At 64.4% G+C, this 25,245-nt stretch carries 25 protein-coding genes and 1 tRNA gene; 11 read left to right on the forward strand and 15 right to left on the reverse strand.

Going from position 1 to position 25,245, the window contains the following annotated elements:
• Positions 1 to 3: 3 nt before the first annotated feature.
• A tRNA-Leu gene (locus tag ABIB00_RS14795) sits at positions 4 to 88 on the reverse strand.
• Positions 89 to 241: 153 nt separating this feature from the next.
• On the opposite strand from ABIB00_RS14795, the gene ABIB00_RS14800 reads away from it, so the two are divergent.
• Positions 242 to 1,546 (forward strand): multicopper oxidase family protein, encoded by a 1,305-nt coding sequence (locus ABIB00_RS14800; RefSeq protein ID WP_354104974.1) that lies wholly within the window; start codon positions 242 to 244, stop codon positions 1,544 to 1,546.
• A 4-nt stretch (positions 1,547 to 1,550) separates the two neighbouring features.
• On the opposite strand, the gene ABIB00_RS14805 is transcribed toward ABIB00_RS14800, so the two are convergent.
• The gene (locus tag ABIB00_RS14805) at positions 1,551 to 3,050 is read right to left on the reverse strand and encodes an NAD(P)H-hydrate dehydratase (RefSeq protein ID WP_354104850.1); all 1,500 of its coding nucleotides are present in this window, start codon (positions 3,048 to 3,050) and stop codon (positions 1,551 to 1,553) included.
• Between the two features lie 382 nt (positions 3,051 to 3,432).
• On the opposite strand from ABIB00_RS14805, the gene ABIB00_RS14810 reads away from it, so the two are divergent.
• Both ABIB00_RS14810 and glnA read left to right on the forward strand, forming a co-directional pair.
• On the forward strand, positions 3,433 to 3,771 hold the full coding sequence (locus ABIB00_RS14810; protein WP_007603495.1) for a P-II family nitrogen regulator: 339 nt from the start codon (positions 3,433 to 3,435) through the stop codon (positions 3,769 to 3,771).
• A 150-nt stretch (positions 3,772 to 3,921) separates the two neighbouring features.
• A complete protein-coding gene (glnA, locus tag ABIB00_RS14815; RefSeq protein WP_247349362.1) occupies positions 3,922 to 5,331 on the forward strand; it encodes a type I glutamate--ammonia ligase in 1,410 nt (469 codons plus the stop codon).
• A 77-nt stretch (positions 5,332 to 5,408) separates the two neighbouring features.
• Here glnA and ABIB00_RS14820 read toward each other — a convergent pair whose 3' ends face one another.
• The 4 genes from ABIB00_RS14820 to ABIB00_RS14835 all read right to left on the reverse strand — a co-directional run bounded on the left by ABIB00_RS14820 (position 5,409) and on the right by ABIB00_RS14835 (position 9,358).
• Complete coding sequence (locus ABIB00_RS14820) at positions 5,409 to 6,167, reverse strand: slipin family protein (protein ID WP_502917821.1); 759 nt, start codon at positions 6,165 to 6,167, stop codon at positions 5,409 to 5,411.
• On the reverse strand, positions 6,167 to 7,546 hold the full coding sequence (locus ABIB00_RS14825) for an NfeD family protein (protein WP_354104851.1): 1,380 nt from the start codon (positions 7,544 to 7,546) through the stop codon (positions 6,167 to 6,169). Before ABIB00_RS14825 ends, ABIB00_RS14820 begins: the two co-directional genes overlap by 1 nt.
• A gap of 243 nt (positions 7,547 to 7,789) precedes the next feature.
• The gene (locus ABIB00_RS14830) at positions 7,790 to 8,563 is read right to left on the reverse strand and encodes a gamma-glutamyl-gamma-aminobutyrate hydrolase family protein (RefSeq protein WP_354049629.1); all 774 of its coding nucleotides are present in this window, start codon (positions 8,561 to 8,563) and stop codon (positions 7,790 to 7,792) included.
• 90 nt (positions 8,564 to 8,653) lie between these two features.
• The gene (locus ABIB00_RS14835) at positions 8,654 to 9,358 is read right to left on the reverse strand and encodes a hypothetical protein (protein WP_354104852.1); all 705 of its coding nucleotides are present in this window, start codon (positions 9,356 to 9,358) and stop codon (positions 8,654 to 8,656) included.
• 137 nt (positions 9,359 to 9,495) lie between these two features.
• On the opposite strand from ABIB00_RS14835, the gene ABIB00_RS14840 reads away from it, so the two are divergent.
• A complete protein-coding gene (locus ABIB00_RS14840; protein ID WP_354104853.1) occupies positions 9,496 to 10,629 on the forward strand; it encodes an AI-2E family transporter in 1,134 nt (377 codons plus the stop codon).
• A gap of 6 nt (positions 10,630 to 10,635) precedes the next feature.
• Here ABIB00_RS14840 and ABIB00_RS14845 read toward each other — a convergent pair whose 3' ends face one another.
• The 6 genes from ABIB00_RS14845 to ABIB00_RS14870 all read right to left on the reverse strand — a co-directional run bounded on the left by ABIB00_RS14845 (position 10,636) and on the right by ABIB00_RS14870 (position 14,323).
• The gene (locus ABIB00_RS14845; protein WP_354104854.1) at positions 10,636 to 10,932 is read right to left on the reverse strand and encodes an antibiotic biosynthesis monooxygenase family protein; all 297 of its coding nucleotides are present in this window, start codon (positions 10,930 to 10,932) and stop codon (positions 10,636 to 10,638) included.
• Between the two features lie 102 nt (positions 10,933 to 11,034).
• Complete coding sequence (locus ABIB00_RS14850) at positions 11,035 to 11,271, reverse strand: hypothetical protein (protein ID WP_354049633.1); 237 nt, start codon at positions 11,269 to 11,271, stop codon at positions 11,035 to 11,037.
• 57 nt (positions 11,272 to 11,328) lie between these two features.
• Complete coding sequence (locus tag ABIB00_RS14855; RefSeq protein ID WP_354104855.1) at positions 11,329 to 12,561, reverse strand: GGDEF domain-containing protein; 1,233 nt, start codon at positions 12,559 to 12,561, stop codon at positions 11,329 to 11,331.
• Positions 12,562 to 12,790: 229 nt separating this feature from the next.
• Entirely contained in the window at positions 12,791 to 13,270 is a 480-nt protein-coding gene (gene rpsI / locus ABIB00_RS14860) for a 30S ribosomal protein S9 (protein WP_247443245.1), read from the reverse strand.
• A gap of 1 nt (position 13,271) precedes the next feature.
• Complete coding sequence (gene rplM, locus ABIB00_RS14865) at positions 13,272 to 13,736, reverse strand: 50S ribosomal protein L13 (protein WP_092028874.1); 465 nt, start codon at positions 13,734 to 13,736, stop codon at positions 13,272 to 13,274.
• A 158-nt stretch (positions 13,737 to 13,894) separates the two neighbouring features.
• Entirely contained in the window at positions 13,895 to 14,323 is a 429-nt protein-coding gene (locus ABIB00_RS14870; protein ID WP_247349374.1) for a PaaI family thioesterase, read from the reverse strand.
• An 86-nt stretch (positions 14,324 to 14,409) separates the two neighbouring features.
• Here ABIB00_RS14870 and ABIB00_RS14875 point away from each other — a divergent pair, with 86 nt between their 5' ends.
• The 4 genes from ABIB00_RS14875 to ABIB00_RS14890 all read left to right on the forward strand — a co-directional run bounded on the left by ABIB00_RS14875 (position 14,410) and on the right by ABIB00_RS14890 (position 17,807).
• Complete coding sequence (locus tag ABIB00_RS14875; protein ID WP_247349376.1) at positions 14,410 to 15,234, forward strand: enoyl-CoA hydratase; 825 nt, start codon at positions 14,410 to 14,412, stop codon at positions 15,232 to 15,234.
• Between the two features lie 105 nt (positions 15,235 to 15,339).
• A complete protein-coding gene (locus tag ABIB00_RS14880) occupies positions 15,340 to 15,924 on the forward strand; it encodes a CoA-binding protein (RefSeq protein ID WP_354104856.1) in 585 nt (194 codons plus the stop codon).
• Between the two features lie 138 nt (positions 15,925 to 16,062).
• Positions 16,063 to 17,343 (forward strand): O-acetylhomoserine aminocarboxypropyltransferase, encoded by a 1,281-nt coding sequence (locus ABIB00_RS14885; RefSeq protein ID WP_247349379.1) that lies wholly within the window; start codon positions 16,063 to 16,065, stop codon positions 17,341 to 17,343.
• Between the two features lie 119 nt (positions 17,344 to 17,462).
• Positions 17,463 to 17,807: a hypothetical protein gene (locus ABIB00_RS14890; protein ID WP_354104857.1), complete on the forward strand. Its 345-nt coding sequence runs from the start codon at positions 17,463 to 17,465 to the stop codon at positions 17,805 to 17,807.
• A 19-nt stretch (positions 17,808 to 17,826) separates the two neighbouring features.
• On the opposite strand, the gene ABIB00_RS14895 is transcribed toward ABIB00_RS14890, so the two are convergent.
• Positions 17,827 to 18,909, reverse strand: coding sequence for a COX15/CtaA family protein (locus ABIB00_RS14895; protein ID WP_354104858.1), 1,083 nt, complete (start codon positions 18,907 to 18,909; stop codon positions 17,827 to 17,829).
• Positions 18,910 to 19,003: 94 nt separating this feature from the next.
• Here ABIB00_RS14895 and ABIB00_RS14900 point away from each other — a divergent pair, with 94 nt between their 5' ends.
• Positions 19,004 to 19,225, forward strand: coding sequence for a DUF2842 domain-containing protein (locus tag ABIB00_RS14900; RefSeq protein ID WP_354104859.1), 222 nt, complete (start codon positions 19,004 to 19,006; stop codon positions 19,223 to 19,225).
• Between the two features lie 5 nt (positions 19,226 to 19,230).
• On the opposite strand, the gene ABIB00_RS14905 is transcribed toward ABIB00_RS14900, so the two are convergent.
• Entirely contained in the window at positions 19,231 to 20,274 is a 1,044-nt protein-coding gene (locus ABIB00_RS14905) for a polysaccharide deacetylase family protein (RefSeq protein ID WP_354104860.1), read from the reverse strand.
• Between the two features lie 129 nt (positions 20,275 to 20,403).
• On the opposite strand from ABIB00_RS14905, the gene ABIB00_RS14910 reads away from it, so the two are divergent.
• Complete coding sequence (locus ABIB00_RS14910; RefSeq protein WP_247349384.1) at positions 20,404 to 21,585, forward strand: GNAT family N-acetyltransferase; 1,182 nt, start codon at positions 20,404 to 20,406, stop codon at positions 21,583 to 21,585.
• Positions 21,586 to 21,596: 11 nt separating this feature from the next.
• Here the strand turns inward: ABIB00_RS14910 and ABIB00_RS14915 are convergent, their stop codons facing one another.
• Entirely contained in the window at positions 21,597 to 23,882 is a 2,286-nt protein-coding gene (locus ABIB00_RS14915) for a GumC family protein (RefSeq protein ID WP_354104861.1), read from the reverse strand.
• Positions 23,883 to 24,087: 205 nt separating this feature from the next.
• Between ABIB00_RS14915 and ABIB00_RS14920 the strand changes: the two genes are divergently transcribed.
• Positions 24,088 to 25,221: a glycosyltransferase family 4 protein gene (locus ABIB00_RS14920; protein ID WP_354104862.1), complete on the forward strand. Its 1,134-nt coding sequence runs from the start codon at positions 24,088 to 24,090 to the stop codon at positions 25,219 to 25,221.
• Positions 25,222 to 25,245 lie beyond the last annotated feature (24 nt).

A 25,245-nucleotide genomic window follows, 5' to 3' on the forward strand; every position in this document is an offset into this window, starting at 1 on the left:
GCTTGGTGCGGGCGGAGGGACTCGAACCCCCACAACTTTCGTCACTGGAACCTAAATCCAGCGCGTCTACCAGTTCCGCCACGCCCGCGTAAATTTGCATCAAGACCGGCCGCGATGCCGCGGGCGGCGGGCTTATAACATGGGCCCGCCTGTTCGCAGCAAAAAAATGGCCGCTTGGCGGCACGCTTTAAGTAGGCACGGCGGCTGGACTTATCCACCGCGGCGTGGTCCGGATCGGCCCATGAAAACGCGGATCTTTGCCCTGACGAGGCGCGAGGTTTTGGCCAGCTTTGGAGCCTCGGCGGCCGGGCTGATGGTGGGCGGCGCAGGCCCGCTCGTGACCACCCAGCTCGCCCTTCAGGCAAGGCCGACAACCCTGGCTCTGAGGCCGGGTCAGCCGCCTACACCGATCTGGGAGCTGGCCGCCGTAAGCCACCTTGGAGACGTCCGTCTCAAGCGCGGCGACCGCTGCGAGGTGGTCTTCCGCAACCAGCTGCCTGTGCCGCTTGCACCAGTCTGGTACGGCCTCAATCGCCCCGCGGCAGCCGACCCGCTCCGGGGCCGTGCGCCGACGGCGCCGGACGCGACTGAAACATCAATTATTTCAATACCAAGCGCCGGAACCCTGCTGGCCGACTTCCGCCTATTCGAGGAAGGTCTGCAGCAGCCTGCGCGCCCGCTTCCGATCATCGCCGCCGAGATCAACCCGGTCGCCATCGATCGTGACGTGGTTCTCTTGATCGAAGAATGGCGGCTGCGGCCGGATGGCACCGCGCTTCCCCCGGGCCGGGATCCCAAGGACACGACCCCGCTCTATACAATCAACGGGCGGACTTCATTCGAACTCTCAGCCGCGGCCAATGAACGGCTGCGGCTGCGCTTTATCAATGGCTCGCAACGTTCTGTTCTGGCGATCAAATTGGAAAGCCACGAGGTCCACGTGATCGCCCTCGACGGACAGCCGGCCGAGCCGTTTTCGGCACGCAACGGCGCTCTCGTGCTGGCCCCGGGCGCCCGTGCCGATGCTATTGTCGATGCGGCCGCCTCGGCCTCATTCCTGCTGCATGACGGCAAGGAGGGGCGCCAGGTTGGCAGCCTCGTGATCTCGGGCAAGCAGGAACGGCGCGTGCCACTAGCGCCGCCACAGCCGCTCCCGTCAAATGACCTGCCTGACCGACTCGATCTGAAAGGCGCCCTGCGGTTCGATGTCGCGCTCGGCGTACCCGACGCCGGGTGGATACGGCCTGCTAATTTCTCGACGTCCTCTGCTCCTGCCTTCCGCGCCAAGGCCGGCCGCACCATCGTGCTGGCGCTGAAGAACCCCGGGCCGGTCGCATCCGTGCTCCACCTGCACGGCCACCATTTCCGCCTGCTCGACAAGCTCGACGACGGCTGGAAGCCCTATTGGCTCGACACGCTCGCGATCGAACCCGGCCAGACCCAGCGCATCGCATTCGCTGCGGCCTCCCCCGGGCGATGGCTGATCGAATCCGTCGCAACCGACTGGGCCGCGCCGCGGCTGGCGCGCTGGTACGCGGTGGAGTGAGAGCTCAGTACTCTATGCCGAGCGCATTATAGATCCGCCGGTGCACGGCCGGCAGCGTTTCGGTCAGGTCCTCCGCAATCAGCCCCGGCCCCGCCTCACTCCCGGCCTCGCCATGCATCCACACCGCGATGCTGGCGGCTTCGAATGCCGGCACGCCTTGCGCAAGGAGACCGGCGACGATGCCGGCGAGCACGTCGCCGGCGCCAGCGGTGGCGAGCGAGGGCGGCGCGTTGGCGGCGATAGTGGCGCGGCCGTCGGGCGCGGCGATCGTGGTATCCGGGCCCTTCAGCAGTACGACCGCGCCGGAGCGCTCGGCGGCGGCACGCACACGCTCGATCTTCGAGCGGCCCGGATATTTGTTGCTGAGGTCGGAGAACAGGCGTGGAAACTCGCCCTCGTGCGGCGTCAGCACCACCGCCTTGTCCTGCGAGGACTTGATCGATTCAAACAGCCGCTCGGGATTCGCGGCAAAGCTGGTCAGCGCATCCGCGTCGAGCACGAGATGCCGCTGTGCGTTAAGCGCCGTGTGGACGAAATCGCAGGTGCGATCGCCGATGCCCGCGCCGGGGCCGATCATGCAGGTGTTGTAACGCTTGTCGCCGAGGAGCTCGCCGAACTCGATCGCGGTGTCGACGGGGCGAACCATCACCGCGGTGAGCGCAGCCGCATTGATCGCGAGCGCATCACGCGGCGTGGCCAAGGTCACCAGGCCCGCGCCGGCGCGCAGCGCCCCGCGCGCGGCGAGCCGCGCCGCGCCGGTCGCAGCCATATCGCCGGAGACCGCGAGCACGTGACCACGCGCGTATTTGTGGCCGTCGATGCGCGGCACCGGAAAGGCCGCGCCCCAGAAATCCGGATCGTTCTCGAAGATCTGCGGCGCGATCTCGTCCAGCACCTGCGCGTCGATGCCGATGTCGGCGACGCGCACGTGGCCGCAATGCATCCGCCCCGGCAGCAGCAGATGCGCCGGCTTCTTGCGAAAGAAGGTAACGGTCTCGGTGGCATTCACCGCCACACCCAGCACCGCGGCGCTGGTGCCGTTGATGCCGCTCGGCAAATCGACCGCGAGCACCGGCGCGCCATTGGCGTTGATCGCCTCGATCATCGCGCGCGCCTCGCCGTCGACCGGGCGGCTGAGGCCTGCGCCGAACAGCGCATCGATGATCAACGCGGGCCTGCCGATCGCCTGCGGATTGAACGGGAGCACCGGGTGCTTCCAGCCGCGCGCGGCGGAGGCCGCATCGCCCTGAAGCTGGTCGCGCTCGCACATCAGGATCACCGAGACCTCGCGGCCCTGGGCGGCGAGTTCGGCAGCTGCGACAAAACCGTCGCCGCCATTGTTGCCCGGGCCGGCGACGATCAGGATCGGCCCCTCCTCCACCAGCGCATTGGCGGCCTCCGTCACCGCCTGGCCCGCGCTAAGCATCAGCTTGAAACCAGGGGTGCCTGCCGCAATACTGAGCTGGTCGGCGCGCTGCATTTCGGCGTTGGTTAGAACTTCCATGCCACTTCCCCGTCCAAACGCCTTTTCAACAGGCACGGTTCGTACCGGTTCATCCGACGGAACAACGATCTGCACAGATATTGAACCGTTTGCCTATTTCGTAGTCTTCGGTATTTTGTGCCGGTCGGCGCCACCTATCAGGGCTGCACGTTAAAAGGCTGATAACGCTCCAATAATCAGGGCATTTGCAACTTGGCATAGACCCTGCTTTCGCGGAAGCCGCTTCGGTTCGTCGTGCTCACTGGCATTTATCATGGTGCGGCCGGCCGTTGTTGCCGGACTGGTCAGGTTATTCCGGCATAGCGAAGACAAGATCGTGCGTTAAGAAAAGCGCATCCTGACGAAGACGTTGCTATTTGATCGACAGGCCGGGAGGCGCGCAGTGAAGAAAATCGAAGCCATCATCAAGCCATTCAAGCTCGACGAGGTGAAGGAAGCGCTTCAGGAAGTTGGCCTTCAGGGCATCACCGTCACGGAGGCCAAGGGCTTTGGCCGCCAGAAGGGCCACGCCGAGCTTTACCGCGGCGCAGAATATATCGTCGACTTCCTGCCCAAGGTGAAAATCGAGATCGTCATCGGCGACGATCTGGTTGAACGCGCCATTGACGCGATCCGCCGCGCCGCGCAAACCGGGCGCATCGGCGACGGCAAGATCTTCGTCTCCAACATCGAAGAGGCGATCCGCATCCGAACCGGCGAATCCGGGCTGGACGCTATCTGAGCCGGGTGCTATCCCGCATTTTGGCGACACTCTGACAAGAAATAGGCTGCTTCGGCGGCCTCATTTTGTTTGTGCCTCGCGCGCCTCAAGAAGCGTGAACACGGTCGCTTGAAGTTTGGAAACCGACCCGCAGAGCCAAAAGGGGTATGCATGAAGACCGCCAAAGACGTCCTGAAATCGATCAAGGACAACGACGTCAAATACGTCGACCTGCGCTTCACCGATCCGCGCGGCAAGTGGCAGCACGTCACGTTCGACATCAGCATGATCGATGAAGAAATTTTCGCCGAAGGAACGATGTTCGACGGCTCCTCGATCGCCGGCTGGAAGGCGATCAACGAGTCCGACATGTGCCTGATGCCCGATCCGGTGACCGCGACGATCGATCCGTTCTTCGCCGAGACCACGATGGTCATTACCTGCGACGTGCTCGAGCCGACCACCGGCGAGCCCTACAACCGCGACCCCCGCGGCATCGCCAAGAAGGCGGAAGCCATGGTGAAGTCGATGGGCGTGGGCGACACCGTGTTCGTCGGCCCTGAAGCCGAGTTCTTCGTGTTCGACGACGTGCGCTTCTCCGCCAACCCCTACAACACCGGCTTCCGTCTCGACTCCTCGGAGCTGCCGACCAATTCCGACACTGAATATGAAGGCGGCAATCTCGGCCACCGCGTCCGCACCAAGGGCGGCTACTTTCCGGTGCCGCCGCAGGATTCGGTGCAGGACATGCGCTCGGAGATGCTGGGCGCCATGGCCAAGATGGGCGTGAAGGTCGAAAAGCATCACCACGAGGTCGCTTCCGCCCAGCACGAGCTCGGCATGAAGTTCGACACGCTGACGCTGATGGCCGACCACATGCAGATCTACAAATACTGCATCCACCAGGTCGCGCACATCTACGGCAAGACCGCCACCTTCATGCCGAAGCCGGTCTTCGGCGACAACGGCTCGGGCATGCACGTGCACCAGTCGATCTGGAAGGACGGCAAGCCGGTGTTCGCCGGCAACAAATACGCCGACCTCTCGGAGACCTGCCTCCACTACATCGGCGGCATCATCAAGCATGCCAAGGCGATCAACGCCTTCACCAACCCGTCGACCAACTCCTACAAGCGTCTGGTCCCGGGCTATGAGGCCCCCGTGCTGCTCGCCTATTCCGCGCGCAACCGCTCGGCCTCCTGCCGCATCCCCTACACGGCGAACCCGAAGGCCAAGCGCGTCGAGGTGCGTTTCCCCGATCCGCTCGCCAATCCCTATCTCGGCTTCGCCGCGATGCTGATGGCCGGCCTCGACGGCATCAAGAACAAGATCGATCCGGGTCCGGCGATGGACAAGGACCTCTACGATCTGCCGAAGGAAGAGCTCAAGCAGATCCCGACGGTGTGCGGCAGCTTGCGCGAGGCGCTCGAAAACCTCGACAAGGACCGCGCGTTCCTCAAGGCCGGCGGCGTGTTCGACGACGACTTCATCGACGCCTATATCGAGCTGAAGATGACCGAGGTCGTCCGCTTCGAAATGACCCCGCATCCGGTCGAGTTCGAGATGTACTATTCGGGCTAACGGGCTCGAACCTTATGCGACAAGCAAAAGGCGCCCCGCGAGGGCGCCTTTTCGTTTGAGAGCGTAGGACCTTCCAGCTACGGGTTCTCGCGCCGCGGCATCAAATGATCGAGCAGGCCGATTGGCAGTGGAAACACGACGGTCGACGACCGCTCGCCCGCGATGTCGTGCAGAGCCGCGAAGTAACGCAGCTGCATCGCCTGCGGCTCCTGCGCGAGAATCCGGCCGGCCTCGACGAGCTTTTCGGCGGCCTGCTGTTCGCCCATCGCGTTGATCACCTTCGCGCGCCGCAACCGTTCCGCCTCCGCCTGCTTGGCGATCGCGCGCACCATGGTTTCGTTGAGATCGACGTCCTTGATCTCGATTCCGGTGACCTTGATGCCCCAGACGTCGGTCTGCTTGTCCAGTATCTCCTGGATGTCGGCGTTCAACCTGTCGCGTTCGGCCAGCATCTCGTCGAGTTCGTGCTTGCCAAGCACCGAACGCAACGTGGTCTGGGCGAGCTGACTGGTCGCAGCCATGTAATCGCCGACCTTGATGATGGCACGCTCGGGATCGACGATGCGGAAGTAGAGAACGGCATTGACCTTGACCGAGACGTTGTCGCGCGAAATCACATCCTGGGGCGGCACGACCTGCACCATCACCCTGAGGTCGACCTTGACGAGCTGCTGCACGACCGGAATGAGGATAATGAGGCCCGGCCCCTTCACCCCGGTGAAGCGCCCGAGCGTGAAGATAACGCCGCGTTCGTATTCCCTGAGGATGCGAACGGCCTGGGTGAGAAACATGATGACGATCAGCGCAAGCACTGCGTAAATCGAATATTCAAACATCAGAGTTGACCTCCCTCGCTCACAGCGCCCGGACGCCGGACCACCAGCGTCAGGTCGACGATATTGGCGACCTCGACCCTCTCGCCGGGCTTGAAGGTGTCAGTGCCGCGCGCTTGCCAGCGTTCGCCGTGCGTAAAGACGTGCCCCTCTTTCTCGTTCCAGTCGAGGACCTCGGCGGCCAGGCCTCGCATCGCTTGCGCACCGACCCGTGGCGGACCTCGGCGAGCGCGCCGGAGCGCGCCGAGCACGATCAGAACGAAACCAGTGAACATCGCCGCGACGACGGCGATGACCGACCACGACAGCCGGTAGCCCGGCGCTTCGACCCTGACCAGCATGATGGCACCCAGCACGAAGGCGACGACGCCTCCAAGGCCGATCACGACGGTCGGATTGAACGCCTCGATGGCAAGGAGCGCGATCCCGACCAGCATCAAGCCGAGGCCGGCATAATTGATCGGCAGCAAATTGAGGGCGTAGAGACCGAGCAGCAGGCAGATCGACCCGACCACTCCCGGAGCGACTGCACCGGGGGACATGAACTCGAAGATCAGGCCGTAGATGCCGACCATCAGGAGAATGAACGAGACGTTGGGATCGGTGATGACCGCCAGGAATCGGGAGATCCACCCGGGATCGACGGCTTCGATGACGGCGTTCTGCGTTGCCAGGCGTTGCGTCTTGCCGCCCGCAACCTCGACGTCGCGACCATCGATTTGCCTGAGCAGGTCGGCCGGATCGCGCGCGACAAGGTCGATGGCGTGCGCCTGCAACGCGCCGTTGGCGGACAGGGTGGCGGCCTCACGGACCGCCTTCTCGGCCCAATCGGCATTGCGGCCGCGCAGTTCGGCGAGGCTGCGGATAAAGGCGACGGCATCGTTCGTCACCTTCGCCGTCATCGCGTCTTTCGGTTCGTCCTTCTTGTCCTTGCCGTCCTTGTCGGGCGTGCCACTCGGCAGGCCTGGAAGCGGTCCGCCAATCTGCACCGGCGTCGCGGCACCGATATTGGTGCCTGGCGCCATCGCTGCGATATGGGTCGCATACAGGATATATGTCCCGGCGCTCGCCGCATGGGCGCCTGCCGGCGCGACGTAGCCGATCACAGGAACGGACGAGGCGAGCACATCCGCGATGATCTCGCGCATGCTGGAGTTGAGACCGCCGGGGGTGTTCATTCGAAGAATCACGATCTCGGCGCGTCGTTCGCCTGCCTTGACCAACGCCTCTTTCAGATAGCTTGCCGATGCCGGGCCAATGGCTCCCCCGATCGTGACAGTGATTGCAAGAGGACGATTCTCCTCCGCTGAGCCGGGAAGGAGATAAAAAAGACAAGCGACGATGCCGATTGTCGCAACGAGGGCCGCCTTCATGGTCTGCACGGCAAGGGCTCCCTTGCCAAAGATATGGTGTTCCTCTCCCAAACCTCAATGTGGTGGCTTGTCGTCCGCGGTTGCGATTGTGCGATGCAATGGACGGGATCGAACTGCGGCAACCCGTGGCAGGCATGTGGAGCTCAGCGACGTGCCACGACCTGAGATGCAAATTGTCTGGATTTGCGTCGCTGCGCTCGCAACGACGGAGCGGAAATGCGCTCGCCTTGGAGCTTCCGACACCGCGTTCAATTACGCGGCCGCGCGCTGGCGCTCGACCATGGCTTCGCCAAACGCCTCGAACAGTTTTCGGTTGATCGGATTGCACTGCGGGTCGTATTCGGCGTGCCATTGCACCCCGAGCGCAAAGGTCGGGGCTTCCGCGATGCGAATGGCCTCGATGGTGCCGTCCTCGGCGATACCCTCGATCAGCACGCGTTTGCCGGGATCGAGGATGCCCTGGCCGTGCAGCGAATTGACCCTGATTTTCTCGCAGCCGAGCAGCGTTGCGAACGCGCCTCCGGGCGTCAGATCGACGTCGTGACGGTCGGCGAACACGACGGTCGGATCGGGATGGATCTCGCCGTTTTCGAGCCTCGGCATGCGGTGGTTCATGCGGCCCGGGATTTCGCGGATCTCGGGGTGCAGCGAGCCGCCGAAGGCGACGTTCATCTCCTGCAGGCCCCGGCAAATGCCGAACAGCGGGATGCCGCGGGACACACAGGCGATGGACAGCGCCAGCGCCACCTCATCACGGTGAATGTCGTAGGGCTCGTGCCGTTCACACGGATCGACATTGAAGCGGGTCGGATGGACGTTAGCCCGGGCGCCGGTGAGCACGATCCCGTCGACCACATCGAGCAGCGCGCCGAGATCGGTGATGTCGGGTGCTCCCGCAAACATCACCGGCAAGCCGCCGGAAACCTCGGCCACCGCACGCAAATTGCGTTCGCCGACCATCTGGACCTGAAATCGATTTTCGACGCGATGGGCGTTCCCGATCACGCCGACGACCGGCTTTCTCATCTCCCGTTCCGACCTCTCCAGTAAGAAGATTCTCCAAACATGCCCTCGGGGTGGAACAAATTCAACAGAAGGCTTCGCGGGACGGCAATGCTATTTTCGCGCAAATGCCTCCCGGGCCTCGATCTCGCCGCCGACGGGCAGGCCGGCGGCCTTCCCTGCGGTGGCCGCCGCCTCGCCCTGTGCAGCCAGCCAGGGCAGTTTTGCCTCGATTCCGCGCGTCACGGGCTCCCCGAGCACGCCCCCGAAATCCATCGGCCAGAATCCGTTGGGCACCACCTCGGCGGTGAGGCCGCGGATCGAGTAGCCGTCGCCCAGCACCGCCTCCGCACGGTCGGCGGCAACAAGGCGCGCGGTATTTGGCTCCATGGGATCGCCAAAGCTCACGAGCACGGGAATGAGGTCGCCCTGCACCGGAACGGTGCCGGTCTGCCGGTCGATATCGCTAAACGAGACGCGGTTGCCGCGCGCGGCGCCATAGGCGCGGAGCGCGACGTAGTTGATGTCATCGAGGTCGAGCTTGCCGCCCTGCTGATGCGCCAGCAATGCTACCAGGTTCTTGCCCCGACCGAGGTCGGCGAAGACTGCCTCCCCGCGCATCGTAGTGTGGCCGCCGCGGTTATAGTTGCGGTCGGGCACGACGGCCAGAATGCCGGATGCGGTCTTGATCCCGTCAGGCGTCGTCATCTCGACCGTGAGGCGAAATTTGTGCCCCGGCCGGTTGATCCGGATCTGATCGCCGATCACGAGCACGGCCAGAAGCCCAAGCAGACCGGCCCATTTGCTGATGAAACTCAAGCGTCCCCCCACCTGTTCATTCCTCATCGCTCTGCGCCGTTCGCGCGGCAGCGTCAAACCAGCGCGTTGCCCGGTCTTGATCGGAAGCGCGTTTGCCGAAAGAGTGCCCCGCCCGCCGCTCTCGAAAAGGACCCGAAGTGACCATTCCCAGAGATGAACGGCCCCGGACCCGCAACGATCTGGCCTGGTCGATCTCGGTCGGGGGCATCGGCATCGTGCTGTTCGCGGCAATGCTGGTGTTCAGCTGGTATTTTGCCACCACCCTGCTCCTGATCTTCACCGGCATGCTGCTCGGCGTTGGCCTCAACGCGCTGACCAACGCGCTTGGGCGGCGCGTTCACCTGCCCCATGCGGTCCGGCTCGCGATCGTCTGCACCGCGTTGGCCGTAATGCTCGCGGGCGTCGGCTATCTCGGCGGCGCTACCATCGCCGATCAGGCTTCGGTGCTGAGCAAGACCATCAAGTCGCAGATCACGAACGTAAAGTCCTTCCTCGACAACCACGGCATCGACACCAGCGTGTTCGATCTCGGCAATGCCGGACCCGCCGCCCCCACCGACGCCGGCCCGACGCCCGCCCCCAGTTCCGCCCCGCATGGATTGCCGAGCGGTGCCGGCGCGCTCGCCTCGAGCGGAGGGGCGATCGTCAGCCAGACCTTCAAGCTTCTGCTCGGCACGATCAGCGCCGTCGGCAACATCTTCATCGTGCTGTTTCTTGGGCTCGCCTTCGCCGCCCAGCCCAGCGTCTATCACGATGGCTTGTTATTTCTTGCACCGGCGAAGCATCGCACTCGCGTGGCCTTGATCATCGACCGCATCGGCGAGACGCTGGAGCGCTGGCTGATCGCGCAGATCGTCGTGATGCTTGCGGTCGGGGTCGTGACCTGGATCGGGCTTGCCGTCATCGGCATTCCCGGCTCGTTCATCCTGGGAATCCAGGCGGGCCTGCTCGCCTTCATCCCGACCGTCGGCGCCATCATTGCCGGCGTCGTCGTGGTGCTGGCGAGCCTCGCCTCGGGCTGGATCCCGGCGCTGTCGGCCTTCATCCTCTTCCTGGGCGTGCACGCCATGGAGAGCTATTTGCTGACGCCGATCCTTCAGCGCCAGGCACTGGACATCCCGCCGGCCACGCTATTCGCGTTCCAGATCCTGCTCGGCGTCGTGTTCGGAATCTGGGGCCTGGCGCTGGCGTTGCCACTGGTCGCCATCGCCAAGGTCATGATCGACCATTTCAAAGCCTATGAGGCGCCGCCTTTGGCGGAGGCGGCCTGACCGGCATCAGGTTGTGAGCACGATCGCGGTGTGCTCGACCTCCGGGGGCGACGCAAAATACTGGCCGACGAGGCCGCGCCATTCGGTGAAATTCTCCGAGCCGCGGAAGTCGACGGTGTGGCTTTCCAGCGTCTCCCATTTCACCATCAGCCGGTAACGCTGCGGCTTCTCGATCGACTTGTGCAGCTCGAAACCATGAAAACCCTTGGAGCGGCCGAAAGCGGCCTTGGCCTTGGCGACGGCGGCCTCAAAGTCCTTCTCGCTGCCCGGCTTGACGTCGATTTGCGCGATCTCGGTGATCATCTGTTTCCACCCATTTTTGTTCGATGGGCGTGTCTAGCGCAGCCGGCGACAAAGAAAAAGGCGCCGAAACGGCGCCCTGCCCGGTCCAAAAATGCAGATCACTCAGGCGAGCAGCAGAACAGTGCCCGCCACCATGAGCGCACAACCGACGAACAGCGCGAGCGGCCAGTAGTTGCGGCCTTGCGCATAGCGCCCCTGGGCGCGGCGCTCGCTGATCAGCGCGCTCTCGTATTCATCCGCGGTAGAGAAGAGGCAAGCGAAACCGCCGCGTGCCGAGGCCGCGGCGGCTTCCAGCGACATCAGGGCAGTCTGCGGGTTCTGTCGACGGATCGATTCCATGACCGCAATGTTAGGGATCGAATGGTAAACAGGAGCTTACCACAAGGCCTCCCTTGCCTAGGCTGTCGCCGGCTGCGCCTTAGACTGTGTCTTGGGTACGCCGATCCGCGCGGCGCTCTGGCGGCGCCAGTTTTCCAGCGACAGCGGCAACTCCTCCGCCGCCTCGACGCGGTTACGGCCGCCGCGCTTGGCCTGGTAGAGCGCGGTGTCGGCCGAGGCCAGCAGCACTTCGAGCTCGGTGCCGGCCGGACCGCCGGCGACGCCGATGCTGACTGTGGTGTCGACCGGGCCTTCATCGACCACGACGCCGGAGGTCTCGAACGCCTCGCGCACGCGCTCGGCGACCAGCACGCCCTCCTCCAGCGAACAGGGCAAGAGGGCAGCAAACTCCTCGCCGCCGATCCGGCCCGACATGTCGGTGATGCGAAGATTGCTGACGACGACGGTCGAGAACAGTTTCAGCATCTCGTCGCCGGCGGGATGGCCGAAGCGGTCGTTGATCGACTTGAAATGATCGATGTCGAAGATCATCACGGTGACGGGACGGCCGGCCTTGGCCTCGCGCTCGATCACGCGTCCGCAGGCTTCCGAGAAGCCGCGGCGGTTGAGCATGCCGGTCAGTGGGTCCGTGGACGCGGCAGTCCGGTGCGCGGTGACCGTGCGCTCGGACACCAGCATGAAGATCACGAATACGGTGCCGACGGCATAAAGCACGAGCTCGACCGCGAACACGGTGACCCAGATGCTGCCGGAGAAGCCGGCATCGTTCGGTCGCAGGAAACTGCCGAGCAGGATCGGCAGCATCAAGGCGCAGCCGTGCATCACCGGGACCACGAACGCCGGCCAGCGCCGTTGCAGGCTCTTGCGCCGCTCGACCCAGAGCTCGCTCGCGGTCAGCGCCGCATAGACCGAGACGATGCCGGCGCCCGCGATCATGCGCAGCATGGACGCCGTGGGATCGAGCAGCGTAGCGGCAGCGGCCCAGGCGAGCGCGCCGACCAGGAGACCCGGCCAGTTCGGCTTGCGGCCGTGGAAGACGCGCGCCGCATTCCACACCATGCCGCAGGCGACGAAGCCGACCGCGTTCAGCGCGAGGTAAAGATGCGGGCCGAGCTTTTCGCCGGCCGCAGTCCACAGCGCGACCGATGCGGCGCCGAGGAGATACGCCGTGCCCCACCATTTCAACGCAGGGCTGTTCTCCTGCCTGCCGAAAAACACCATCATGGCGCCGAGCAGTGCGGCAATCATGGTGGCGACCAAATAGAGCGTGATGCTATCGAGCGACGTCATGTCGGCCCCCTTCTAGACATAGCAGTTACGCGATCGGCTCAGCCGATTTGCGCGCCCTTCCAGATGCGACGCTATGTCTCGCGCCTTCCATTCAGGTTTTTATCCAGACCCAACTTTTCAGGAAACACGCCATCAATTTGCGTACAAACGAACAGCAAAAAGGGCGCTGAAATCAGCGCCCTTTTGCATCTCATTGAAGCCGCTTTCGCGGCGAATGTGACCGAAGCGATTAACGCTTCGAGAACTGGAAGGACCGGCGGGCCTTGGCCTTGCCGTACTTCTTGCGCTCGACCACGCGGGAGTCGCGGGTGAGGAAGCCGCCCTTCTTGAGCACGGTGCGCAGCTCCGGCTCGAAATAGGTCAGCGCCTTGGAGATACCATGACGCACCGCACCGGCCTGGCCGGACAGACCGCCGCCGGCGACCGTGCAGATCACGTCGTACTGGCCGGAACGCGCGGCCACGGAGAAGGGCTGCTCGATCATCATGCGCAGCACGGGACGGGCGAAATAGACCTCGACCTCGCGCGCGTTGACCGTGACCTTGCCGGCGCCCGGCTTGATCCAGACGCGGGCGACCGCGTCCTTGCGCTTGCCGGTGGCATAGGCGCGGTTGAACTTGTCGACCTTCTTCTCGTGCTTGGGCGCGTCGGGCGAGGCCGCCGTCTTGAGCTGCGAGAGCTGGTCGAGCGACTGGATGGATTCGGCCATGTTATGCGGCCCTCGTGTTCTTGCGGTTCAACTTGGCGATGTCGATCTTCTCGGGCGTCTGCGCCTCGTGCGGATGATCGGCGCCGCCATAGACGCGGAGGTTGCCCATCTGGACGCGACCGAGCGGACCACGGGGGATCATGCGCTCGACGGCTTTCTCGAGCACGCGCTCGGGATGCTTGCCCTCGAGGATCTGGCGCGCGGTGCGCTCCTTGATGTGGCCGACATAGCCGGTGTGCTTGTAGTAGGTCTTCTGCTCGCGCTTGCGACCGGTGAGGACCGCATGCTGCGCGTTGATGATGATGATGTTATCGCCGCAATCAACGTGCGGGGTGTAGGTCGGGAGGTGCTTGCCGCGCAGGCGCATGGCGACGATGGTGGCGAGACGGCCGACGACCAGACCCTTGGCGTCGATCAATACCCACTTCTTCGTCACCTCAGCCGGCTTTGCCGAAAAGGTTTTCATGTCAAAGTTTCCGTGAACGGGGAGCATCGGCGCGAACACCGCACCGGACTGAGCGGTTTTCTAGAGAACAGAGGCGGCATGGTCAATGCCCAAAGGCGCAATTTAAATGTTCAATATCAATGGGTTAAAAATATGGTATCGAGATACCCGCGAAAAGCTCAAGCATTTGGAATGGAATAGGTCGAGGTGACATGGGCAATCGGATCGGGCGAAGTGCCGGACAACAGGTTCACCTCGCCGACCGCCAGCCGCTTGCCGAGCTTGAGGAGCCGCGCCTCCGCCAGCACGTCCTGCCCGGGCTGGCCCTTGCGCAGGAAGTTGATGTTGAGATTGGTGGTCACGGCGAGCCCGATCGGCCCGATCGCGGACAGCAGCACCACGTACATCGCGAAATCGGCGAGTGCCATCAGCGTCGGGCCGGACACGGTTCCACCCGGCCGCAGCATCCTTTCGCTGTAGCGCTGACGCAAAAGGCAGGCCTGGCCGTCCGCGCTCTCGATCGTGATGTCGTCGCCGCTGAAGGCCTGAGGAAACTCGTTGCGGAGAAACTGCTCGAGCTCCGCCACGCTCATTTTCGCTAACGCCATGCTACCCCTCACCCTCGCTTCACGTCCCCTGTTACATTAAGTTATCTGCGTCATCCAATCGCAATAATCCAACCGGAAACGCTTCGATGTCCGTCCAGGCCGCCCGCGCCCCCTCCCCGCAACCGCCGATCCTGCTGCGCGAGACCATAGGTCCCATCGCGGTCCTGACCCTCAACCGCCCGGCCGCCCGCAACAGCCTCTCGGAGGCGATGATCGCAAGCCTGCATGCCGAGCTCAATGAGATCCGCGACGACAAGGCTGTCCGCGGCGTCGTGATCGCGGCCAATGGTCCCGCCTTCTCCGCCGGCCACGACATGAAAGAGCTGACCGCGCGCCGCGACGACCCCGATCGCGGCCGTGCCTTCTTCGCCGAGATGATGACCGCCTGTAGCGCGATGATGCAGGCGATCGTACACTTGCCCAAGCCCGTGGTCGCATCCGTCCAGGGCATCGCGACCGCCGCCGGCTGCCAGCTCGTGGCGAGTTGCGATCTCGCGATCGCCTCGGAAGCTGCGAGCTTCGCCACGCCCGGCGTCGACATCGGCCTGTTCTGCTCGACGCCGATGGTGGCGCTGTCGCGCAACGTGCCGCGCAAGCAAGCGATGGAGATGCTGCTGACGGGCGAGCCGATCCCGGCTGCACGCGCCCGCGAGATCGGGCTCGTCAATCGTGTCGTCGCCGTTGGCACCGAGCGCGAGGCCGCGATCGCGCTGGCCGAACAGGTCGCGCTGAAATCCGCCTACACCGTCAAGCTCGGCAAGGAGGCGTTCTACCGCCAGGCCGAGATGAGCCTTGCGGACGCCTATCGCTATGCGGCAGAGGTGATGACCGAGAACATGATGGCGCGCGACGCCGAGGAAGGCATCGGCGCTTTCATCGAGAAGCGCACGCCGACATGGCGGGACGAGTGAAATTCGTCATTGCGAGCAAAGCAAGCAATCCAGGATATCTCCGCGGTGACAGTCTGGATTGCTTCGTCGCTTCGTTCCTCGCAACGACAGCAAGAAGAAGAGCCAATGAACCACGACAGCTATCCCGACAACTACATCCGGGGCATCCTCAACGGCGTGAAGTCGATCGCGATGGTCGGCGCCTCGCCGGTCAACGTGCGACCGAGCTATTTCGCGTTCAAATATCTGGCCCAGCGCGGCTACGACATGATTCCGGTCAATCCCGGCCATGTCGGCAAGGAGCTGCTCGGAAAGCCCTTCGTCGCCTCGCTGTCAGACATCGGGCGTCCCATCGACATGATCGACATTTTCCGCAACTCCAGCCACATCATGCCGGTGGTCGAGGAAGCCCTCACACTCGATCCGCTGCCGACGGTGATCTGGATGCAGCTTGGCGCACGCGACGATGCGGCGGCACTGAAGGCGGAATCGGTCGGTATCAAGGTGGTGATGAACCGCTGCCCCAAGATCGAATATGGCCGTCTGTCCTCGGAGATCTCCTGGATGGGCGTCAATTCGCGCACGCTGAGTTCCAAGCGCCCCCCGGCGCCGACGCAGGGTATGCGCTTACCCCTCAATCGGATGAGTGTCGGCGGTGGCGAGACCGCGGCATCGGATCGCGCCGCCAAAAACAAGACCGAGCAAAGCTGACACAATTGCGACGGGTTCATTTCGCGAACGCGACAATGCGTAGCACGATCACTCTGATGTGAAGCGCCGCCTTGACGCCAGCCGCGGCGCCAATCAGCATGCCGCGCGATTTCAGACCACCAGAACAGGACGCCCTCAATGAGCGATCGCCTTCCGGGATTTTCGACCCTCGCCGTGCATGCCGGTGCACAGCCCGATCCCACCACCGGTGCGCGCGCGACTCCGATTTATCAAACCACATCCTTTGTCTTCAACGACGCCGACCACGCCGCCTCGCTGTTCGGCCTGCAGGCGTTCGGCAACATCTATACCCGTATCGGCAATCCCACCAATGCGGTGCTGGAAGAACGCGTCGCGGCGCTCGAAGGCGGCACGGCCGCGCTTGCCGTGGCCTCGGGCCATGCCGCGCAGGTCGTGGTGCTGCAGCAATTGCTCCAGCCCGGCGACGAGTTCATCGCCGCGCGAAAGCTCTATGGCGGCTCGATCAACCAGTTCACGCATGCGTTCAAGAGCTTTGGCTGGAACGTGGTGTGGGCTGATCCCGACGACATCGCGAGCTTCGAGCGCGCGGTCACGCCGCGCACGAAAGCGATCTTCATCGAGTCCATCGCCAATCCCGCCGGCAGCATCACCGACATCGAGGCGGTCTCGACGGTGGCGCGCAAGGCGGGCGTACCGCTGATCGTCGACAACACGCTGGCCTCGCCCTATCTGATCCGGCCGATCGATCACGGTGCCGACATCGTCGTGCACTCGCTGACGAAGTTTCTGGGCGGCCACGGCAATTCGATCGGTGGCATCATCGTCGATGCCGGCACCTTCGACTGGTCGACCGGCGGCAAATATCCGATGCTGTCGGAGCCGCGGCCCGAATATCACGGCATCCGGCTCCAGGAGACGTTCGGCAATTTCGCCTTCGCGATCGCCTGCCGCGTGCTCGGCCTGCGCGACCTCGGCCCCGCACTGTCGCCGTTCAATGCCTTCATGATCCTCACCGGCATCGAGACGCTGCCGCTGCGCATGCAGAAGCATTGCGACAATGCGAAGGCGGTCGCCGAATTCCTCGCCGGCCATCCGGCGGTGGCCTCGGTGAACTATGCGGGCCTTGCAAGCGACAAGTACTACCAACTTGCGCGCAAATACGCGCCGAAGGGCGCCGGCGCCGTGTTCACCTTCGGCCTGAAGGGCGGCTACGACGCAGGCGTCAGCCTGGTGTCGAAGTTGCAGCTGTTCTCGCATCTGGCCAATGTCGGCGACACCCGCTCGCTCGTCATCCATCCGGCCTCGACCACGCACAGCCAGCTCGACGACGCCGCCAAGGTCAAGTCCGGCGCCGGCCCCGACGTGGTGCGGCTCTCGATCGGCATCGAGGACAAGGAAGACTTGATCGCCGATCTGGAACAGGCGCTGGGCGCGTAGCTTTCTCGGTCATTCCGGGGCGCTTGGGTGCGTCCCGGAAGACGGCCTCCGTTAACAGTCATTAACCATATCTGCCGCATACATCGTCACTGGATCGCCCCTTTGATTCGGAGCCAACGATGCTGCGCTGGATGGTGCCTGCCCTTGCGGCGATGCTGACGGTCTCAGCTGCGATTGCCGCCGATTTGCCGGCCACGCCGAAACGGCGGCCCGCCGCTCCGCCGCAGGAGCCGCCGCAGGTCTATGTCGAGTCGGATCCGGATGCGCTGATCTCGCCGGCCTATGGCATCGGCAGCTACATCCGCAACCTGCCGGGTACGCCACTGCTGCCGGGCTCCCACACGCTGCCGGGCTATTACGGCCGCCCGTGGGATTACGATTATCAGGGCCCGTATTACGGCGGGAAGCAGGTCGATTATTTCTGGCGCCTGCCCTACTCGTGCGGCATCTACGGCTATTGCTGATCAGCCGGGCTGGTAGTGATCAGCCGGGCTGACTGACAGGAATCGCCCGCGGCTGCGCTTCGGTTGAGCCACGCGTCGCGAGCCGCTCTGTCTGCATCACCGCGAGCGTCAGCACCACGAGGGCAACCGCCTGATGCGCCAGCGCGAGATCAATCGGCACCTGGTTGAGGAGCGTGAGAATGCCGAGCACTGCCTGCAGGCCTACCGCGCCCAACAGCAAAAGCGCGCCGCTTGCCGCAGAACCTGCGCGTGAACGCACCGCATCGAACGCGTGCAACGCCGCCAACGCGAACAGCGCATAGGCCGTCATGCGATGCTCGAACTGCACCGTCAGCACATTGTCGAACATGTTGCGCCACCACGGCGTCTCGAACCACAGCCGCTCAGCCGAGGGAATGAACGCGCCGTCGATCTGCGGCCAGGTGTTGTAGGCGCGCCCGGCGCGCAGGCCGGCAACCAGCGCGCCGAAATAGATTTGGATAAAGGTCACGACGAGGAGCAAGGCGCCCGTGAAGCGCAGCCGCGATGTTGCTGCGATCTGCGGCCGCTCGGCGAGCCGCCGCACCGTCCAGACGATGCCGGCGAAGATCAGCAGCGCGAGCACCAGATGCGTCGCCAGCCGATATTGCGAAACTTCGACCCGTTCGGACAGTCCCGAGGCCACCATCCACCAGCCAACCCCGCCCTGGAGCCCGCCAAGCCCAAACAGCAGCCACAGCCGCCGCTTCAACTCACCCGACAGGCCGCCGCGCCACAGGAAGAACAGGAACGGCAGCAGATAGGCGACCCCAATGAAGCGGCCGAGCAGCCGGTGGCTCCATTCCCACCAGAAGATCTCCTTGAACTCGGACAGGCTCATGCCCGCGTTGAGCTCGCGATATTGCGGGATCTTCTGGTAGGCCTCGAAGGCCGCCGTCCACTGCCCTTCCGAGAGCGGCGGCACGCTGCCCGTGACCGGCTTCCATTCGACGATCGAGAGGCCGGATTCCGTCAGCCGGGTCGCGCCGCCGACCAGCACCATCAGGGCGATCAGCGCCGCCACGGAGATCAGCCACCAGCGCACGGCGCGATAGGGCTCGGACGGGGCGGAAATCGTCGTCATTCGAGGCAAAAACCAGAGCTTGAACCGGACTGCGTGCCCCTTATAGTCCCCCGCTCCCGCAGCGCAAGTTACGCGAAAGCCGCAATATTCCGTCATGACGATCCGCACCCGCAAGTTCCTCGGCACCATCCTCCTCCTGATGCTCGCCACCGTCTGGGCCTTGCTCGGCATGGCGCTGGCGCAGATGCCATGGATCGCCGAGTCCGGCTGGCGGCAGGCGATCTATTACGTGGTGGTCGGCATGGGCTGGGTGCTGCCGGCGATGCCGATCGTGAGCTGGATGCAGCGGCCCGACCGGGCCAAGTCTGGTTCGTAGCGCCTCTAGTTCGTAGCGGTACCGGTCGGCTTCACCGGCGCAAAGGCCGTGCCCGACACCAGCACGCGTAGCATGCGCAGCGAGCGCACCCGGCCATCCCAGGAAATGCGCGGCAGCGCGCGCAGATTGGTGCGTCCCTCCGCATCCACGATGCCCGGGATCGTCGACACCGCGCTGGCGAAGCCGGCCTCCTCCGCCATCACGACATGGCTGCGCCGGAACGAGGCGCGATCGCCGAACGGAAAGGCGAGATGCCGGATGTCGCGATGGAAGGCCGCTTCCGCCACCGCCTTGCCCATCGTCATCTCGCGCAGCGCGGCTGCATCCTTCATGTTGGCGAGAACGGGATAGTTCACGGTCGCGCTGCCGATCGTCACCAGCGGATCGGCCGCGAGCTTCGCCAGATCCTCCCAATTCATCGACGCCTCGCGAGAGAGCGCGGCAAGGTCGATCCGGTAGCGCGTGCAGAGATCGGCGATCGCAGCCGACACATCCGCCGGCGGCAGCGAGCGCAGCCAACACTCGACGAACGAAAACAGCGCCTGCTTCTCGGCTTTGCCTGTGACGGTGAAGCGCTGCTCCTTTTCGCCCATCAACAGGCTGACACGGCTCTCGCGCGCGATCACCTGCTCGAGTCCGAGCCACCAGGCTTCTCCGACGCCGTCGGGAAACGCCGTGGGCACATAAATCGTGAAGGGCACGCCGTGGCGCGCCAGCACCGGATAGGCAAAGTCGATCAGATCCTTGCCGGCGCCGTCGAAGGTGAGCGCCACGAAGCGCCGCTTTTCCGGCAGCGTCACCGCGCGCCGGCAGACCTCGTCCATGCCGAGAAAATCATAATTCCACCGCTTCAGCGCGCGAATGGCGCGATCGAGGAAGTGCGGCGTGATCTCGTTCTCGCGCAGCGGCTGAAACCCGCCGCGCCGCCGCGGCCGCACATGCGCAAGGCGCAGGATGGCGCCGGCACCACGACTACGCAGCGCCGCCTGGCCGGTGAACCAGGTCAGCTCGAGGCGCAGCCGTTCCAGCCATCTGTCGTCGGATGCCATATCCCACCTTCACGCCCGTCGGCGCCCGTTCCCCCTCCCCATAGTCATTACCCTTTGTTGACATTTCTTTGCAAAGGTCGGCCACAGGCCGAATTACGCACATTTTTGATTTCTCGACAGGTTTCGCGAATGACCATGGCTGCGGCGATGCAAAGCCGGACGGCAGAATCGCCAGCGCGGTCGAAAGCGAGCCGCATCGCGCATGTCGATATCGTCACCGATCTCGGCACGGCCGAGGCGGTCTGGCGCGCCTTCGAGGAGCCCGGTCACCTCTTCACGCCCTATCAGCGATTTGACCTGCTCAGTCCTTGGCAGGGCCTGGTCGGCGAACACGAACGCGCCCGCCCCTTCATCGTCATTGCCCGCGACGCCGAGCATCGGCCGCTCCTGCTGCTGCCGCTCTCGCTGCGCCAAAACCACGGCGTGCGCACGGCCTGCTTCATGGGCGGCAAGCATACCTCCTTCAACATGGGCTTGTGGAACGCCGAGTTTGCAGCGCAGGTTGCCATCGCCGATCTCGACGCGCTGCTTGCGTCCTTGCGCGAGCATGTCGACGTGCTCGCACTGACGCAGCAGCCGCTGCACTGGCACGACCAGCAGAATCCGTTTGTGCTCCTGCCGCGCCAGAGCGCGATTAACGGTTGCCCGCTGCTCACGATGGAGCCGGGCGGTCCGCCGGCGTCGCGGATCAGCAATTCCTTCCGCCGTCGTCTCAAGAGCAAGGAGAAGAAGCTCCAGGCTCTCGCCGGCTATCGCTATCACCTGGCGACCACGGACACGGACGTCACCCGCCTGCTCGACTGGTTCTTCCGCGTCAAGCCGGCGCGGATGGCCGAACAGAAGCTTCCCAACGTCTTCGCCGAGCCCGGCGTCGAGCAATTCGTCCGCAGCGCCTGCCTTGCGCTGCGCGGTGAAGGCCGCGTCATCGACATCCACGCGCTCGAATGCGACGACGAGGTGATCGCGATCTTCGCCGGCGTCGCCGATGGCCAGCGCTACTCGATGATGTTCAACACCTACACGATGTCCGAGCACGCCCGTTACAGCCCCGGGCTGATCCTGATGCGCTACATCATCGACCGCTATGCCGAGCGCGGCTACCGTTCGCTCGACCTTGGCATCGGCTCGGACGAGTACAAGCGGATGTTCTGCAAGGACGACCAGAACATTTTCGACAGTTTTGTTCCGCTGACGTCACGCGGAAAACTCGCGGCGATGGCAATGTCCTCGCTGAGCCACGGCAAGCGGCTGGTGAAACAAAACCAGATGCTGTTCGACCTCGCGCAGCGGCTGCGACGAGCGTTCGGGTAATCTGTCTTTGCCTACGCCGCCACGACGCGCGGCGCATCCACCGCATTCGACGGCTGCACCGGCTTGCTCAGCATCGTGACTTCGCTGAAGCCGACGGCGCTGAGCTGCTCGCACATTAGCGCGCGCGCATCCGACGCCATCGACGCGTCGGGCACCACGACGGCGCGGGCATTCGCCGTCAGCAGTTCGGCCGGCAGGTCGGAGGCGCTGCCGGCATCGAGCAGCACGTGGTCGTAGGCGCGCAGCAGCGCGTCGACCGCCAGGGTCACCCGCGGCGACTGCAACAGACTGCGATCGAAGGCGGGACGGCCGGCCAAGACCAGATGCAGCCGCGAGAGCTTGTCCCGGGTGATGATTTGCGCGAATGACGCCTCGCCCTGCATCAGCTCGGCAAGGCCGGGGGCGGAGGCGTCGACGGATATGGCGGCCATGGTCGGCGAGGACGCGGCAAGATCGACCACGACAACCCGCGCATCGCGCGCGAGATACCGGGCCAGTGTCAGCGTCGACAGCGTGACGGCTTCGCCGGCTGCGGTGCCGAGCACCGTGACTTTCTTCGCCCCAGCCCCGGCGGCGCGCAGGCTAGCGGCCAGGCGTTCGATCTCCGCGAATTCGCTGACATCGGCATCGGCCGTCATCTCCGGCTGAAGCGGCGCGGGCTCTGCCATGACCGGATCGACGAACGGCTCGATGACCATCGGTTGAACAACTTGTTCCTGGCGAGCCGACGCCCGCGTTTGCGCTGGCGTGAATACAGCGACTGCACGGGGCGCGGTCTGGCGCAACAACTCTCCGGTGACGACGACGCCGGACGAGAGCAGCAGGGTCGCGATCGTCGCGATCAGCACGATCGGCAGCTTCTTCGGATAGGCCGGCATGTTCGAGACGATGGCGCGCGAGATGATGCGGCCATCCGTGGGCGCGGTATCGATGGTCTCGCGGGTGTTGGCTTCACGGTACTTCGCGAGATAGGTTTCGAGCAGGTCACGCTGCGCTTTTGCCTCACGCTCGAGGGCGCGGAGCTGCACGTCCTGGCCGTTGGTGGACGTCGCCTGCTTCTTGAGCTGCTCGAGGCTTGCGGACAATTCCTGAACGCGCCCGCTGGCGGCACGCGCATCGTTTTCGAGCGTGCGGGCGAGCTTGGCGGCCTCGTCGCGGATCTGGGTGTCGAGGTCGGCGAGCTGCGCCTTCAATTCCTTGATGCGCGGGTGGTTGCCAAGCAATGTCGACGATTGCTCAGCCAGCTGCGCCCGCAACGCCACGCGCTGCTGGGAGGGCGTGCGCATCGATTCCGAGTTCAGCACTTCCGACGACTCGATCGGTTTGCCGCTCTGGATCATCTCGCGGATCAGGCGCGCCTTGGCCTCGGCATCGGCCTTGAGCGCGCGCGCATTGTTGAGCTGGGTGTTGACCTCGCCCATCTGCTGGTTCGACAGCGTCGTGTTGTTGGTGCCGATGAACAGGCTCGACTTGGAGCGGAAATCCTCGGCCTTCGCTTCGGCCTCGGAGACATTCCGTCGCAGCTCGTCGATCCTGCCGCCATACCACTGGCTCGCGTTCCGGGCCTGGTCCTGACGCGCATCCTGCTGGAGCACGAGATAGCCGTCGGCGATTGAATTGGCGACGCGCGCGGCGAGATCGGGATCGGCGGACTGGAATTCGATCACGATCACGCGCGACTTGTCGACGGCGTAGGCCTGGAGGCGCTCGTAATAGGCGTCGAGCACGCGCTCTTCCGGCGTCATCGAGAACGGATCGCGGCCGATGCCAACCAGCGCCGCAAGTGACTTCAGCGGCGAAATGCCTTGCAGCACCGGATCGAACTCGGGCCGCTCCGCAAGCTTGTTCTTCTTGATGATCTCGCGCGCGAGGTCGCGCGACAGCACGAGCTGCACCTGGCTGGTGACGGCCTCGGCGTCGAGCGCCTGCCGCTCCTCGGCGCGATCGCTGTTGGGGCGCAGAAACACGTTCTCGCGGCCGTCGATTAGGATGCGGGATTCAGACTTGTAGCGCGGCGTGACGAGATTGACGATCGCGACGGACGCGACGAGTGCCAGCACCGTCGGCACGATGATCCAGCCGCGCTTGCGCGCCAGCGCCGCACCGAGCGCGTGAAGGTCGATGTCGCCGGATTCGACTGGCTGCTGCGTCGGAGCAACGGGCGCAGGCTTTGCTTCGATCCTGGGCGCGAGTTCGGCCCGCTTGGCTTCGGCCTGCTTGGTTTCGGCTTTGGCCTTCGAGACGGCCCGCTCGACCACCGCCCTGTCCTTGCCGCCACGCCAGAACGCTAAACGCATCGAACACTCCCGCAGGCGCAACGCCACGAACTTACCTGAACCGGGGCGATTACACTCCATTAAGGTTGCCGCTGGGTTAATCGCGGCATCCGGCAGCTCGCGCAGGTGCGCTCGTCACCGTTTGTTAACCACGAGGGCTCTTAATCCGTCTCGATTATTTCGTGAGTTTTGTTCGAGCATTCGCCGTCGAGCGCTGGTTTTGATCATGCCCCCCTCTCAAGACCAGCCGCTTCGCATCCTGCACGCCGTGCGCGCTCCGGTCGGCGGCATCTTCCGCCACATCCTCGACGTCGCCAACGGCCAGGTCGACCGCGGCCATCATGTCGGCATCCTCGCCGACAGCCTCACCGGCGGCGAGCGCGCCGACAAGGCCCTTGCCGAGCTCGCACCGCGACTCAAGCTCGGCGTGCACCGGATGGCGATCCGCCGTGAACCGTCGCCGGACGATGTCTTGGTCTGGCTTCGCTTGCGGCGCCTGATCGCTACGCTCAAGCCGGACGTCATGCATGGCCACGGCGCCAAGGCTGGCGCTTTCATCCGCATGCGGCGGCGCTCCGACGACACCATCCGCATCTACACCCCGCATGGCGGCTCGCTGCATTATCCCCTCAACACGCTCAAGGGCGAGTTTTACGCGCGGCTCGAGCGCACGCTGATGGGCGCGACCGACCTGTTTCTGTTCGAAAGCGCGTTTGCCCGCGACACCTATCAGCGCATCGTCGGCACGCCGAAGGGCGTGGTGCATTGCGTCTTCAACGGTGTGACGCCGGAAGAATTCGAGCCTGTTATCATCGCCGGCGACGCCACCGATCTCGCTTATGTCGGTGAGTTCAGGCACATCAAGGGCGCCGATCTGCTGGTCGATGCGGTGGCGCGCCTGCACGAGGGTGGCAAGAGGGTCACCCTGACGCTCGGCGGCGATGGCGAGGAGACCGCGGCGTTGAAAGCGCAGGTCGAGAGGCTTGGCCTGACCAGTGCCATCCGCTTCATCGGCCATGTCAAGGCGCGCTACGGCTTTTCCAAGGGGCGGCTGCTGGTCGTTCCCTCGCGTGGCGATTCCATGCCCTATGTCGTAATCGAGGCCGGTGCTGCCGGCATTCCGATGATCGCGTCCAGAATCGGAGGCATCCCCGAGATTTTTGGGGCGGAGAGCCCGGCGCTGTTCGCGCCGAGCGACGCGGAGGCCATGGCGGAGGCGATTGCGGCCGCGCTCGACAATCCGCAAGCGACCGTGCAGCGCGCATCGTCTTTGCGCGAGCGCATCTCCGCGCATTTCTCTCAGCAGGCGATGGTTGATGGCGTGCTCGCGGGATATCGCGACGCATTTACCAAACACTAACCATCCTTAAGGCCCGCTTTAGAG

Origin of the sequence: Bradyrhizobium sp. LB14.3 (assembly GCF_040547985.1) — a bacterium.
Lineage (GTDB): Bacteria > Pseudomonadota > Alphaproteobacteria > Rhizobiales > Xanthobacteraceae > Bradyrhizobium.